The organism is Sorangium sp. So ce327 (assembly GCF_051530205.1).
Classification (GTDB): Bacteria; Myxococcota_A; Polyangia; order Polyangiales; family Polyangiaceae; genus Sorangium; species Sorangium cellulosum_B.
The window spans coordinates 1,206,556-1,222,265 of the sequence record NZ_CP150330.1 but is presented as its reverse complement, the minus strand read 5'-3'; the positions used below and the strand labels follow the sequence as shown (position 1 = coordinate 1,222,265).

Below are 15,710 nucleotides of genomic sequence, written 5' to 3'. Positions count from 1 at the left end.
ACTCTCCCGAGCGCAAATCGGCATTCGACGAAATGGAGGTGTGAGTGCGGGCAAAGACGGCTCGGCTCACCCCCCGAGCCGCCTCCCGAGGAGCCGCGCGGCGAGCTTCCGCAGCCAGTCCGCTCGCCGCGCGTCGGGCGCGACGAGCCGCCCCGTGCGCGCGGCCTCCAGGATCGCCGCCGTCTCCGGCGTTGGATCGGCGCACGCCTGCAGCACCCGGAAGACCGTCGCGTCCTCGTGCGCGACGCCCGCCTCCTCCACCCAGGCGTCCACCGACGCCGCGAACGCAGGATCCCCGGGGAACGGCTGCTCCTCCGCGTTGCTCGGGCCGAGCCCGTTGATGCCGCTGATCACGAGGTCCTTGCGATCCTTGTAGGTCAGCCCCGCGAGCTCCTCGGGCAGCAGCGGGCGGCCGATCCAGATGTCCTGCACGCCCATGCCGAGCGGGAACTCGAGCCGCCGCTCGAGCGGCTCCGCCGGCAGCGCGCCGGAGAAGCGCACCGGCACCACCGGGACGCCCACCGCGAGCGCCATGTCGATGAACGAGCCGCTCATCTTGCGCACCGGCGTGCGGCACTCGAGCGACCGCGTGCCCTCGACGTGCACCATCACGCCCTTGCCGGCCCCCTGCATCTCGGCCCCGAGCTCGGCGATGATGGTCCCGAGCGACGCCTTGTCCTCGCGATCGAAGTAGGTGATCACCTTCGGATCACGCGCGCCTGGGTACGCGAAGCAGTGCGCGAGCATCGTGCCGAGCCACGTCGTCCGGTGCTCGGCCTTGGCCAGCGTGACCGTCGAGACCTCCGTCAGGCCGGACACGGCGATGCCGAACAGCAGCGACTCCACGCCGACCTGGTGGTTGCCGAGGTAGAGCAGGCTCCGGCCCTTCACGGCGCGGAACGCCTCGGGATCGACGACGTGCACCCGCCGGATGAACCGCTCGATGAGGCCGAAATACAGGTCCTCCGCCGGCCACCGGCCGATGCCCATGGCCGCGCCCCAGTAGCGGCGGACAGGCGCGATGTCGATCACGGGCGGACCCGCGTCGCGGACCACGACCTCGGAGCCCTCGCGCGCCACGGTGAACGGCCAGCGCGTGAGCGGCTGCGCCGAGGAGACACCGGCGAGGGACACGGTCGACGGGTGCACGCCCGCGCGCCGCGCGACGTGATCCTTCACCGCCGCCGCCTCGACGAGGTCGCCCGACGCGGCGTAGAGCTGCGCCACGGTGCCGGGCATCCAGTCCATCGTGCGCACGTCGGCGGGGCTGCAGCGCGCCTCGCCCGACGCGGCGTCGACGCGCGAGACGCCGAGATCGACCGGCGCGCGATCGCGCAGGAACGCCCGGCGGATCCCGGGAGGCGCGCCGCCGATCGGCCCCTGCGGGAGCAGCACCTCGACCAGCCGGAGCTCCAGCCAGACGCGCTCTCCCGCCGCGGCCCCTGCCTCTGCGATGGCCTGCACCCGGAACGAGACGAAGCGATCGTCACGGCCCTCGTAGCGCACCTCCACGCGCACCGGCGACTCGGGCGCCGGCCCGTACAGGCGGAGCGACGGGATGCGCGACGGGAACGCGATCTGGGCGGGCGGGCACGCTGGATCCCACAGCGACAGCCGGTCGTGCGGGATGGTGTGGGTCAGCGCGTCGAGCATGCCCTGGTGCAGCGTGCCGGGAGGCACCGAGCCCCTCCGGGGGTCCAGCACCGCCGATGACCCGCGCTCGCCGAGGCGGAGCGCGGTCAGGTACTGGAACGCAGGGCCGTGAAACAGCGTCCCCGCGGCGTACGGATCGTCCGCCTCCGGCGCGTCGAGCGCCGGCTCCGGCGCCGGGGCGGGCGGGTAGTCACGGGCCACCCGCACGCGGCCGGTGCACACGGGCTCGAACCGCGAGAGCGCCGGGTTCGATGCCTCGCGCCACGCGAGCAGCCGGACATCGAGGACGTCGCCCGCTCCGGTCGCCTCGGCCTTGACGCGCACCGGCCCCGGCACGGGCAGCCAGCGCTGCACCACCACGTCCTCCACGGCCACGACCACGCTCCCCGGGCGCGCCCGCAACGCGGCGCCGGCCAGCCGATCGACCATGCTCATCCCGGGGAGCGCCGGGACCGTCCACGTGGGGCGGTGGTCCGCGACCCACCCGTCCGGGTCCAGCACCTCCTCGACGTCGTCGAGCGTCGGCGCGGCCTTCGCCGCGGGCTGCTCCTGCGGACGCAGGCGCGGGCTCCCGCCCACGGCGCCCGGGAGCGAGGCGAGGCTGCGCGCGCTCGCGCGCGAGTCGAAGCCGACGTCGCGCCGCGCCCGCGGCGAGGCGCCGTCGACGATCCGCACGCCGAGCGTCGCGCCGTAGATGCGCAGGCCGTCCACCCAGAGGTAGGACTCGGCGATGACATAGGGCCCGCGATCGTCGCGGCCGACCTCGAGGATGTCGGTGTCGACAGTCACCCGCCGGCTGGCCGGCAGCACCTGGCCCCGGTACCGCCAGGAGTGCTCGTGCCCCGTCATCACGGGCTCGAACCGCGGGTCGCGGAGGCCCGCGTGGAGGTCCTGGTGCAGCATCCAGAACTGGATCGTCTGCAGCATCGCCTCGATGCCGAGCGAGCCTGGCTGCACGGGATCGCCCAGGAAATGGGCCTTGAAGAACCACTCCGACGCGTGCACGTCCCGCCGCGCGCGGAGCCGGCCGAGCCCCTTCCGGCCGCCGGCCTGCCACAGGCCGTCGATCCGGTCGATCATCAGCAGCGACGGCCGCGCGAGCCCGAGCTTGCCCCCGCAGTACCGCGCGGGGCGCTCGCGGAGATCGACCTCGAAATCGGACGGCTCATCGAGCGCGGCGACCTCCTCGGGCCTCGGCGGGATCCCGATCTGCGTCGCGAGCGCGGCCTTCGGGAAGAAGCCGAACACCGTGTCGAGGTCGTACACCCGCGCGCCATCGAGGCTGCACTCGACCCGGAACGAGAGGATGATCATGCCGCCCGAACGGGACATGTTCGTGAGCCGCGATTTGGTGCGCAGCGCGCTCACTGCCGGCGCCGGCGCCGGCAGGACCTCGGCGTGCAGCGTGCCCTTGCCGTCGAGGTTGCGGAAGTACAGCGCGCCGTCGGTCGAGAGCGCGCAGCCGGCGTAGCTCGCGAGCCAGCCGCACGTCTGGAGCGCGGCCTCGAGCACCACCGCGAACGGCATCGTGAGGCTCGCGTTCTCGTCGAAGTACCACGCGTCCTCCGGGACGTCGTACTCGACCTCGACCTCGGCGCCGGCCTTCATGGACGCCATGGGGCGAGAGACCGACAGGACCCGGCTCATGAAGTGGTACGGCGGACCCGGGAGCCGGGCGACGTGCTGGCCCCCGTCGAACCTGCGGTAGAGCGGGCCGAACGCGTCCGACGGCCTGCCCCAGGCGCACGAGAGCAGGCTCCGGTAATCGAACGGGAAGCCGCCGGCGTCCGCGTGTCCCGCCGAGACGGCGCCGTCCGGCGGCGGCGCGCCCGTCTCGGACCAGGGGACGCGCGCGACCGGCACCGGCTCGACGTGGCCGTCGAGCAGCTCGGGGGCGCTCGTCATCGGCCAGTCGGGGCTGAGGCGCAGGCCCACGCGGCGGGCGTGGAACGCCTTGAGGCCGTCGACCGTGCACAGGAAGTCGGCGAACACCGTCGGGCACGGGCCGTCGTGGACCTCCTCGACGAACACCTCGTACGTGAGCACGCGGCTCGTCGGGACCACCTGGCCGCGGCAGCGGAGCAGGTACGGGACCTCCGGCACGGGCTCGAAGCGGAAGCCGTCCGCGTCCGCCGTGAAGCCCATGGCCGCCATGTAGAACGCGAGCGCCTGCAGGCAGCCCTCGAACATGAGCGTCCCCGGCATGCAGGGGTCGTCCTTGAAGTGGCCCTCGAAGTACCAGCCGTCCTTCGTGATCGGCAGCGTGGCCCGGAGATAGCCGCGCTTCCACGGGCCGCCCGCGGAGTCGAACAGGTCGACGCGATCGAAGAACAGCATGGGCGGGGCGCTGATCCGCGGCGTCCTGACGTGGGTGCTCAGACGATCGAAGCCGGGGCCGAACGCCGCCGCGCCGTCGCCGGCCGCGAACGCGAGGAGGTCGGCCCGGTCGAACGCGGACTTCCGGCACGCGATCCGGGGCGGATCGAGGCGGGCGGTCGTCGCATGCTCGGCGGTGTCCGCGTCCCAGAGGACGCCCCCGGAGCTCGCGAGCTCCTCGTCGGTGAAGAAGCCTGCCTGGCCCTTGCGCGTCTTCAGGCGCAGCTCGCCGCCGATCCGGCAGTCGTAGTGGAAGAAGAACAGGCGGACGTCGCCGTGCTTCGCGTGCCCGTCCACGTGGATGTCGTAGACGAGCGTGTCGCCCGGGCGCGGCAGGCCGCCGTAGAAGGTGAGCTCGCAGCCGAGCAGGCGGTAGACGCGCTCGCCCTTGTTCTCGAAGTCCGCGCCGAGCCAGCTGATGAGCAGCAGGTCCGCCTGGCCGCTCTCGATCATGACGCCGGCCGGCATCGCGCCGTCGTGCAGGTACCAGGAATCCCACCGCACGTCGGTCTCGGTCCACATCGTGCCGAGCTTCATCGTGCCGGGCTCGGCGTCGATCCCGGTGACCCGATCGGCGAGCAGGAGCGGCGGCATGGGCATGCGCACCTGGCGGCGATAGGCGTCCTGCCGGGCGAAGAGCGGGCCGAACACGTCGGAGATCCGGCCCGAGGCGAGGTGCTCGAGCTGCTCGCGGCTGAACCGGGGGCCGCGAGGCGCGGCGGAAGGCGCCGCAGAGAGCTCCGGCTGGGCGGACGGGCGCGGCGCAGGCGACGGCGGGTACTGGTCAAATTTGAACAGGGAGGCGGGGAGGCGGGGAGAAGAATCGGAGTAAATCTCCCCGTCTCCCCGTCTCCCTGTGATCTTTCTCGTGTGAAGTTGACCACCACCCGACGGCGCGGCGGAGGGGCGCGGTGGCTCGACGACAGGCGGCGGTTCAACGACGCGCGGCGGCTCGAACGGACGCGGCGCCTCAGCGCGGGCGAGCTGCGGCAACTCGGCGCGGGCGAGCTGCGGCGCAGCGGCGGAGCGCGGCGCCTCGATGCGGACCGGCGCGGCGTGGGGCACCTGCGCCAAGGGGGTCTCGACCACCACCGCGACCCCGCCCGACGACGCCTGCACGAGCGAGTCCAGCGCGCGCTGCCGCATCTGAAGGAACCGGCGGTGGACCTGGGCCTGCTGCTCCGCCCACTCCTTGTGGATCTGCGCAAGCTGCACGGTGAACGCCGCGGCGCCGGCGATCACGTCGCCCGGGATGTCCACGGCAGCGGCCGCGACGACGGCCGGTCCGACCGGCGGCGGCTCCTCTGCGAGGCTCGCGGCGACGGCCGTGACGACCGCCGGCCCGACCGGCGGCGGCTCGTCCCAGGACGGCGCGCGATCCGCGTCGGCGGCAGAGAACCCCGTGGGCCCGGGGTACAGCGGCGGCAGGTCGTCGAGAGCGGACGGCAGAGGCGGCGCAGGTTCCATGGAGTCTCCGGGGGATGAACAGGAGGCCGCGCCGGGCACGACGATCGCCGGCGGGTGGGCGGGGAGCGTCAGCGTCGGCCCCTCCGCCGATCGCGGCGGCGGGAGCGGCGCGGCGGGGCCGCCGGCCCCGATGCGGACCGACAGCGAGCCGCCGCCGAGGCCGGCGCAGCGGACCTCGGCGACCCGGATCTCGTCGGACCACGGCGCCCCGTCGGGCTTGCGGCCGTGACGGCAGGCGAGCACCGCGGCGGCCACGTGCAACAGGCCCGAGGCCGCGTGCGCGTGGCCGAACCGCGGCGCGAGATCCGTGGACGACAGCACGAGGCCAGGGTCGGCCGGCTCGTCCACGACCACGGCCAGGACCGGATGCCGCTGCCGGACGGCGTCGTCGAGGCGCTCGAGCACGAGCACCACGGCGGCGTCGCCGGGGGGCAGGCGGACGCCGAGCGCCTCGAGCGCGGCCGCGTGGGCGGCCTCGCACGAGAGATCCACCGCGCCGACGATCGCCGCGTCCACCGCGCCGGCGCGCAGGGCGCGGGACGCGACGCGCAGCGCCCAGGGGCCGGACAGCTCCTCGGCCGCGATCGTGAACGACGGCCCACCGACGTCGAGCTGGCTGTTCAGCCGGTTCGCCGGGATGTTGGGCATGTTCCCGACGACGCCCGCCGCCTGCAGCGCAGGGATGATCGCGTCCTGGAGCGCGCCGACGTCGACCGACGGACCGAGCCGCGCCGGCGCCGTCTCGGCGAGCCGCCATCGCGTCATGTACCGGCACACCTCGGTGTCGGCGCCCATGCCGATCAGCACGGCGGTGCGATCGCGCGGCAGCGCGAGGCCCTCGGTGGCCTCGATCGCCGCCTCGAGCAGCAGCGTCTGCTGGGCGAGCGCCTGCTGCAGATCGCGCGGCGGGAACCGGAGCCGATCCGCGGGCAGCGCGACCGCCGCCCGGCGGGGATCCGCGCCGCGGCCCGAGAGGAGCGGCTCCGCGAAGGCCCGGACGCCGCTGAGCTCACCGACGCACAGGCCCATGGCCACCACGGCCAGGGGGCCCGCCGGCGCGGGGCGCCCGGCGTCGACAGGGCGCGAGGCCGCCGCGGCGGCCTGCGGCGCGGCGTGGGCCGCGCGGCCCCTCGGCGAGGACGGCTCGTACGCCTCCACGAGGAGGTGGGCGTTGTTCCCGCCGAACCCGAACGCCGACAGGCCCGCGATCCGCCGCCCCTCCCACGGCTCGGCGCGCTGCAGCACCCGGAAGGGGCTCGAGGCCACCGCCTCGCTCAGCGGATCGGCGTGCAGCGTCGGCGGGCGGACGCCGGCCGCCATGGCGCCGAGCAGCTTGAGGAGCCCGGCCGCGCCGGCCGTCGTGACGAGGTGACCGAGGTTCGACTTGAGCGAGCCGAGCGGGACGTCGCGGGAGCCGAACACCTCCTTGAGGGTCGCGATCTCGGTCGCGTCGCCGAGGGGCGTGCCCGTCGCGTGGCACTCGAGCAGCGACACCTCGCGGGGATCGAGGCCCGCCATGGCGTACGCGGCCCGCATCGCGCGCAGCTGGCCCTCGACGGAGGGCGCCAGGAGGCCGCGGCCGCGGCCGTCGTTCGACAGGCCGATCCCGCGGATCACGCCGAGGATCGACCTGCCCGCGGCCTCCGCGTCGGACAGGCGCTCCAGGACCACGAACGCCGCGCCCTCCGCCGGGACCAGGCCGTCGGCCTCCGACGAGAACGGGCGGCTCTGCCCGGTGCGGCTCATGGCCGACAGCGCGCAGAACCCGATGTGCATGAAGAGGTCGTCCGAGCGGCACACCGCCCCTGCGAGCATCCGGTCGACCTCGCGGTCCTGCAGCCGCTCGCAGGCGAGCGCGATCGCGTACAGCGACGACGCGCACGCGGCGTCGAGCGCGAACGCCCCGGCCCCGAGGCCGAGCACGTCGGCCAGCAGGTGAGCGGGCAGCCCCGACATGAACCGGTTGCGCGGATCGGGCCGCGGAACGCCGGCGAGATCGCCGAGCCACGTCGACTCGACCCACGCCGACATCGCCGACGACGGGAAGGAGAGGTTCCCGAGCACCGCGCCCGCGCGGTCGGACCGGCCCTCGTGCCCCGCCTCGCGCAGCGCCTCGCGGCCCGCGTGGAGCACCCACTGGAAGAGCGGGTCGAGCGCGAGCAGGGACTCGGGCGGCCCGCCCCGCCGCGGGAACGGGTCGCTGGCGAGCACGCGGCGGAAGTGCTCGTCGAACCCGGTGACGTAGCCGCCGCGGTCGCTCCACGCGCGGTCCTTCGCGTCGCGCACGTCGCGCGCGTCGCGGCCGGAAGGTCCCGCGAGCGCGCGCTCGCGCGAGAGGCGCCAGCGGCCGTCGGGCGCGGCGGACAGGAGGTCCCGGCCGGCGAGCACGTTGTCCCAGAGGGCCGCGGGGTGGAGCGCGCCCGGGAGGACGCACCCGCGGCCGACGATCGCGATGGGCTCGAACACGCTGGCCTCGATCACGCCTGGCCGCGCGCCGTGTCGGGGCGCAGGACGTACTGCACGTCGCGCAGCTCCGCGACGAGCGAGCCGCGGTCGTCGACGAACGCGATGTCGGCCTTCGTGCGATCGCGGGCCACGATCTGCCCGCGCACCACCGCGCGCAGCGGGCCGTCGGACGGCCCCTCGGCGAAGGTGTGCAGCGCGCCCACGGACATCGGGAGCGCCGCGCCGCCGAGCACGTGCTGCGTCCACAGCGTCGCGAGCTGCAGCCCGCCGTCGAGCGCCGCCGGATCGGTCTTCCACGGCTGGGCCACCCAGCCGGCCTCGCGGAGGCCCACGACCGTCCCCGCGATCCCGTCGCGGCTCACGCCGTCGAGCTGCCGGATCACCTGGAAGTCGCGGCCGTGGAAGAGCGTGCGGCCGTCGTACAGCTCGCCGCCGGCGGGCCACGGGCCGAGCTCCGGCGCGGCCGGGCCCTTCGGGGCCACGCGCCCTTCGGGATGCTGCATCTGGATGGTCGCCGCGTAGTGCAGCGCCCCCTGCGGCCCGCGCAGCTCCGCCGCGAGCACCGCGCCGTGGCCGTTGCTCACCTCGCGGCAGTCGACGCGGAACACCTCGCCGCCGGACTCGTACGCCGCGAGCTTGATCCCGCGAAGGACCCGCACGTCGCGGAGCTCGGTCACCACGAGATCCGGCCGGCACGCGCGCGCGGCGCGGGCGAACCACTCGAGCGCGATCACCACCGGCACCACGGGCACGCCGTTGATGGCGTGATCGCCGAGGTAGGGGTGCGTCGCGCGGTCCGCGCGGACGGCCAGCGCGACCCGGCCGCCGTGGCCCTGGGCCGCGAGCGCCTTCGGCTCCGCGCCGAGCACGAGCTCGACCGCGCCGGGCGGGGCGCCGCCTTGCCCGCGCGCGCCGCGATCACCCGAGGCGTCGCACAGCTCGTCGAGGAGCATCTTCGCGCCCGCGGCGATCGGGATGAGGGGCACGCCGAGCTGCGCGAAGTGGGCCTCGAGCGCCGCGTTCACCATGCCGCCTTGCCAGGGGCCCCAGCCGAGCGCCTTCACCCGGCAGCCCGGGCGTCGGGCTGCCTCGACGGCCGCGACCTTGTTCAGGACCTCGTTCGCCATCGCGTAGTCGCACTGCCCCTTGTTGCCGCCGCGCGCGGCGATCGAGCTGAAGAGGACGATCGCCTTGAGCGGGTCGCCCGCGGTCGCGCCGAGCAGGGCCCGGAGGCCGTCGACCTTCGTGCTGAACACGCGATCGAACTGCTCGACCGTCTTCTCGGCGACGAGCTTGTCGGCGAGCACGCCGGCGCCGTGGACGATCGCCGTGACGGGGCCGAGGGCGCCGCGCACGCCGTCGAGCGCCGTGGCCACCGCCCGCGCGTCGTTCACGTCGACAGGGACGTAGAGGGCCTCGCCGCCGGCGGCGCGGATCGCGTCGAGCGTCGCGCGGACCTCGCGGTTCGCGAGGATCTTCGCGACGCTCCGGCCGATCTCCGCCGGGGTCATCCGCTGGCCCGCGGAGGTCGTCGCCTTGATGAGCGCCGCCTTGAGCGCGGCCTCGCCGTCGGCGCCGCGGCAGGCGGCCGGCTCGTCCTCGAGCGCGGTGCGGCCGAGCAGCGCGAACCGCGCGTGGCTGGCCCTGGCGAGCGCGATCAGCGTCGCCGCGGTGACGCCGCGGGCGCCGCCGCTCGCCACGACGACGTCGGACGGCCCGAGGGGGAGCGGCCCGGGCTGCGCGTCCTGCCGGACGCTGCGCGGGGTGGTGCGCCGGCCGTCCGCGCGCAGGCCGATCTCGAGCTCGACGCCGCCGGACAGGAGCTCCGAGGTGATGGCCTCCGCGAGCTCGCCGTCGGAGCGGCCGGCGCGCTCGAGGTCGATCGCGCGGCAGGACGCCTCGGGCCACTCCAGCGCCGCGGTCTTCACGAGGCCCGGCAGCCCGCCGACCCAGGCGCGGTCCGAGCCCGCGAGGCCGAAGTCGCCGCCGGTGTCCTGGACCGTGACGAAGAGGGCCGGCTTCGCCGCGATCGCCTGGGCGGCGAAGAACGCCTCGCGGTGGACGGCGAGCGCCTCGTCGGCCGCGGCCAGCTCGCGCAGGCCGCCGAGGAACACGGCGCCGCGCGCGCCGCGGGGCACGGCGGGGGCGTACTCGGCGGCGATCCCGCGCGCCGCGAGGGCCGCGACGAGCGCGGGGCCGATCGCGTCGTGGCCGGTGACCACGAGGGTGCCTGCGTCGAAGAGGCCGGGCATCGCGAGGCCGGCGGCGGGCGCAGGCTCCTCGACGAGCGTCCACCGGCCGAGGGGCGCGGAGGCCGGCTCCTCGGCGGGCTCCGCCGGGGCAGCGCCGGCGGTGGCAGCGGCGGGACCGAGGCTCGCGCGGAGGTGGTCGACGACCTGCCCCAGCGTGCGCAGCTGCGCCAGCGCCGACGCGTCGACCTCCGCCAGCCCCGGCGTCCGATCGCGGACCGCCGACAGGATCTCCACCCGCTTGATGCTGTCGATGCCGAGATCGCTCTCCAGCTCCATCTGCAGCCCCAGCATCTCCGCCGGGTAGCCCGTCGTCTCCGCGACGACCGCCATCACCACACGCTCCACCTCGGCCGCGCCAGGGGCCGCGCCAGGAGCGACGGCAGGCGCCGCGACGGCAGACGCCTTCGTCGCGGGCGCGGCGGTAGCCGGCCCGGCGCTGGCGGCCGGCCCGGCGGCCGGCAGCGAGGCACGGAGGTGATCGACGACCTGCCCCAGCGTGCGCAGCTGCGCCAGCGCCGACGCGTCGACCTCCGCCAGCCCCGGCGTCCGATCGCGGACCGCCGACAGGATCTCCACCCGCTTGATGCTGTCGATGCCGAGATCGCTCTCCAGCTCCATCTGCAGCCCCAGCATCTCCGCCGGGTAGCCCGTCGTCTCCGCGACGACCGCCATCACCACACGCTCCACCTCGGCCGCGCCAGGCGCCGCGCCAGGAGCGACGGCAGGCACCGCAGCGGCAGAGGCCTTCGCGACGGACGCGGCGCCAGCCGGACTGGCGCTGGCGGCCGGGAGCGAGGCGCGAAGGTGGTCGACGACCTGCCCCAGCGTGCGCAGCTGCGCCAGCGCCGACGCGTCGACCTCCGCCAGCCCCGGCGTCCGATCGCGGACCGCCGACAGGATCTCCACCCGCTTGATGCTGTCGATGCCGAGGTCGCTCTCCAGCTCCATCTGCAGCCCCAGCATCTCCGCCGGGTAGCCCGTCGTCTCCGCGACGACCGCCATCACCACACGCTCCACCTCGGCCGCTCCAGGCGCTGCGCCGGACGCGACGGCGGGCGCGGTGGCAGCGGGCGTAGCGACAGCCGGGCTGCCGCTGGCGGCCGGCCCGGCGGCCGGCAGCGAGGCGCGGAGGTGGTCGACGACCTGCCCCAGCGTGCGCAGCTGCGCCAGCGCCGACGCGTCGACCTCCGACAGCCCCGGCGTCCGATCGCGGACCGCCGACAGGATCTCCACCCGCTTGATGCTGTCGATGCCGAGATCGCTCTCCAGCTCCATCTGCAGCCCGAGCATCTCCGCCGGATAGCCCGTCGTCTCCGCGACGACCGCCATCACCACCCGCTCCACCTCGGCCGCGCCAGGCGCCGCGCCGGATGCGACTGCAGGCGCCGCGACGGCAGACGCCTTCGCGGCGGCAGCCGGGCTGGCGCTGGCGGCCGGCCCGGCGGCCGGCAGCGAGGCGCGGAGGTGGTCGACGACCTGCCCCAGCGTGCGCAGCTGCGCCAGCGCCGACGCGTCCACCTCCGACAGCCCCGGCGTCCTGTCACGGACCGAGGACAGGATCTCCACCCGCTTGATGCTGTCGATGCCGAGATCGCTCTCCAGCTCCATCTGCAGCCCGAGCATGGAGACGGGGTATCCCGTCTTGTCCGCGACCACCTCGAGGACCAACCGCTCGATATCGACACGCGGCGCAGCGGCGACCGCCGCCTGCGTTGCCGCGGCGGCCGCGGGCGCGGCGACGGCCTTGGACACTGCCACCGCCGGCGACGCGGCTGCGGCCTTCACAGCCGCAGCAGGCGCCGCTGTGGCAGCCTTCGCTGTCACCGCGGGCGCTGCGGCTGCCACCTTCGCCGTCACGGCAGGCGCTGTCTGCGCCGGCAGCGCAACAGCCGTAGGGAGCTCCCCGCCTGCGCCGTTCAGGCCGTCCAGGGCCACGCTGCTCCTGCCCTCGCTGGAGCGCGCGGTCGGCGCCGCTGCAGGCCGTACGGACGCCTCCGAGACAGGCCCCACATGCACCGGGGCGAGGAGAACCGGCGCAGGCCGTACCTCGGACACCGTCGTCGGAGCGACCGGGTACGAAGCGCCGGTCGCCAGCGCGGCGAGCCCTGCGAAGGACGCCTCGGCGGCCTGAAGAAAGGCGATGTGGCTCTCGGCCATCGTGCGCTGGTACACGCTGTGGGCGTCCGCCGTGGCGCGCTGCGCCTCCTGGTACGCGGCCAGCCACGACGCGCTAGCCGCCGGCCGCGACGCGCTCACCACAGCCGTCGACGCGCTCACTGTCGGCCGCGGCGCGCTCACCACAGGCGCCGACACGCTCGCCACCACAGACGCGCTCACCGCCGGCTGCGACGCGCTCACTGTCGGCCGCGGCGCGCTCACCACAGGCGCCGACGCGCTCACCACAGGCGCCGACGCGCTCACCACAGGCGCCGACGCGCTCACCACAGGCGCCGACGCGCTCACCACCGCCCGCGGCGCGCTCACTGCCGGCGCCGACGCGCTCACTGCCGGCGCCGACGCGCTCACTGCCGGCCGCGGCGCGCTCGCCACCGGCGCCGACGCGCTCGCCACCGGCCGCGGCGCGCTCGCCACCGCCCGCGCCGCCTCCGGCGCCGGCTTCTGCGCCGCCCGCGGCGGGCTCGCCGCCGGCAGCGCCTTCGCGCCCCCCTGCGGCGGGTACGGCTTCCCGTAGTTGCTGCCGTTGATCTGCAGCGCCAGCTTCGGCTTCGGCAGCGCCCGCGGATCGCTCGGCGCCGCGAAGCCTTCCCACAGGACCCGCGCGTCCAGCGGCACCCCGGCCACGGCGAGCCGCGCCACCGCCTCGAGCAGGCTCGTCACGCCGTGCTTGCCCTTGCGGTCGAGCGCCACCGCCCGGTGCGGCCGGCCGCTCAGGATGTCGCCGACCAGGTTCGTCAGCACCGAGCCCGGCCCGACCTCGACGAACGTGCGCACGCCGTCCGCGTACATCCGCTCGATCTCCTCCACGAACCGCACCGGCTCCGCGAGCTGCCGCGCCAGCCGGTCGCGCGCCGCGTCGCCGCCGCCCGCGTACGGCTCGATCTCCGCGTTGCTGTACACGGGCGCCGCCGGCGTCTCGACCGCGATGCCCGCAAGGAACTCGCGGAGCGGCGCGCTCGCCTCCGCCACGAGCGGCGAGTGGAACGCCGCGGCCACGTCGAGGCGCCGCGCCTGGATCCCGGCGCCCTTCAGCCGCTCCTCCGCGGCCTCGATCGCCGCGACCGAGCCCGACAGCACCACCTGCTTCGGGCCGTTGTGGTTCGCGATCACCACGCCGCCGAGGCCGAGCGCACGCACCTCGTCGATCCCCCGCGGGACCGCGATCATCGCGCCCCGCTCCGACGACGCCGCGCCCATCAGCTCACCGCGCCGCCGCGCCACGCGCAGCAGGTCCGCCGCGGACAGCGCGCCGGCCGCGTGCAGCGCCGTGATCTCGCCGAAGCTGTGGCCCGCGAACGCCTCGGCCCGCACCCCGAGCGCCGCGAGCAGCGCGAGGTGCGCGAGGCTCGTCGCGCCGATCGCCGGCTGCGCCCAGCGCGTCTCGCGGAGCTGCGCCTCCTGCGCCGCCCGGTCCTCGTCCGAGAACACCGGCCGCGGGAACACCACCTCGTGCAGCGGCGCGTCCGCGATCGCGACGCCCGCCGCCGCGTCCCAGGCCGCGCGGGCCGGGTCGAACGTCATGAGCGCGTCCGCGCCCATCCCGACGTACTGGCTCCCCTGCCCCGGGAACAGGAACGCCACCCGCCCCGGCGCCTCCCCGGTCGCGCAGTGCACGAGCGGCGCCGAGAGCGCCTGCTCCGGCCTCGCCTCGAGGTGCGCCGCGACCTGCTCGAGCTTCTTCCTGAGATCCGCCTCGTCCGTCGCGCACAGCCCGAGCCGCGCCGGCCTCGACGCGTTGAACGAGAGCACCGACTCCCGCGCCAGGAAGCGCAGGATCTCGGGCACCTCCGCCTCCTTCGCCAGCGCCCGCGCGCGATCCGCGAGCGCCGCCGGCGTGTCCGCCGACAGGAGGAAGAGCTCCGCCGGCAAGGCCCGCACCCGCCACGCCTTCGGCGCCGGGCCCGTGTACTCCTCCAGCGCCACGTGGAAGTTCGAGCCGCCGAAGCCGAACGAGCTCACCGACGCCCGCCGCGGGTGGTCCCCCGGCCGGATCCACGGCCGCGCCTGGGTGTTCAGATAGAAAGCGGTCTTTTCTATCTCGAGCTTGGGGTTCGGCTTGTCGACCTTGATGGTCGGCGGCAGCACCTTGTGGTGCAGCGCCATGATCGCCTTGAACAGCCCGGCCGCGCCGGCCGCCGCCTTGGTGTGGCCGATCTGCGACTTCACGCTGCCGAGCGCGCACCACTGGCGATCGGCGCGCCCCGACTCGTCGAACATCACCCGCAGGCCCTCGAACTCGGCCGCGTCGCCGGCCTTCGTCCCCGTGCCGTGAGCCTCCATCAGCTCCACGGTCTCGGGGCCGTACCCGGCGGCGGCGTACGTCCGGCGGAGCGCCTTCGCCTGCCCTTCCGGCACCGGCGCGTACACGCTCTTGCTCCGCCCGTCCGACGACGAGCCGATCCCGCGGATCACCGCGTAGACCCGGTCCCCGTCGCGCTCGGCGTCGTCGAGCCGCTTGAGCGCCACCATCGCGATGCCCTCGCCGAGCAGCGTGCCGTCGGCCTTGTCGGAGAACGGCCGGCAGTCGCCCGACTTCGACAGCGCGGGCGTCTTGCTGAAGCACATGTACATGAAGGCGTCGTTCATCGTGTCGCAGCCGCCCGCGATCACGAGATCCGACTGGCCGAGCGCCAGCTCGTTGATGGCCATCGACATCGCCGACAGCGACGACGCGCACGCCGCGTCGGTCACGCAGTTCGTCCCGCCGAGGTCGAGCCGGTTCGCGATGCGCCCGGCCACCACGTTCCCGAGCAGGCCCGGAAAGCTCGACTCCTGCCATGGCACGTAATTGCCCGCGATCTTGTCGCAGGCGCGCTTCACCTCGTCCTCCGGATACCCGAGATCCCGGAGCGCCTTCGCCCACACCGGCCGCTGGATCCGGCTCACCATCGACGCGAGCAGCTCCTGCGCGGAGGTGACGCCGAGGATCACGCTCATCCGCTCGCGGCTCATCGACTCGAACTGCCCCTGCGCCGCGTCCTCCAGGACCCGCTTCGCCACGATCAGCGCGAGCAGCTGCGTCGTGTCCGTCGCCGGGACGATCGAGGGCGGGACGCCCCACTCGAGCGGATCGAACGGCACATTCTTGAGAAAGGCGCCGCGCTTCGCATACGTCTTGTCCGGGGCGGACGGGTCGGGATCGTAGTAGTCCTCGACAAGCCAGTGGGTGCTCGGGACATCCGTGATAAGGTCTGTCCCGGACAGGATATCGCGCCAGAAGCCGTGCGCGTCGACCGAGCCGGGGAAGATGGCGCTCACGCCGACGACGGCGATGTGCGGGATACGCGAAGACGAAGGGTGCATGAGGACCTCGGCAGG

At 75.0% G+C, this 15,710-nt stretch carries 2 protein-coding genes; both read right to left on the bottom strand.

The genetic code is table 11. The features are described from left to right. Positions 1–66: 66 nt before the first annotated feature. Positions 67–7,962, bottom strand: coding sequence for a beta-ketoacyl synthase N-terminal-like domain-containing protein (locus tag WME95_RS04495; protein WP_437907169.1), 7,896 nt, complete (start codon positions 7,960–7,962; stop codon positions 67–69). Between the two features lie 11 nt (positions 7,963–7,973). Beyond that, the gene (locus WME95_RS04490; RefSeq protein ID WP_437907168.1) at positions 7,974–15,695 is read right to left on the bottom strand and encodes an SDR family NAD(P)-dependent oxidoreductase; all 7,722 of its coding nucleotides are present in this window, start codon (positions 15,693–15,695) and stop codon (positions 7,974–7,976) included. Positions 15,696–15,710: the final 15 nt, after the last annotated feature.

Excerpts from the sequence above, each read along its gene's own strand:
- WME95_RS04490 (WP_437907168.1), bottom strand. The coding sequence starts at position 15,695 with ATGCACCCTTCGTCTTCGCGTATCCCGCACATCGCCGTCGTCGGCGTG.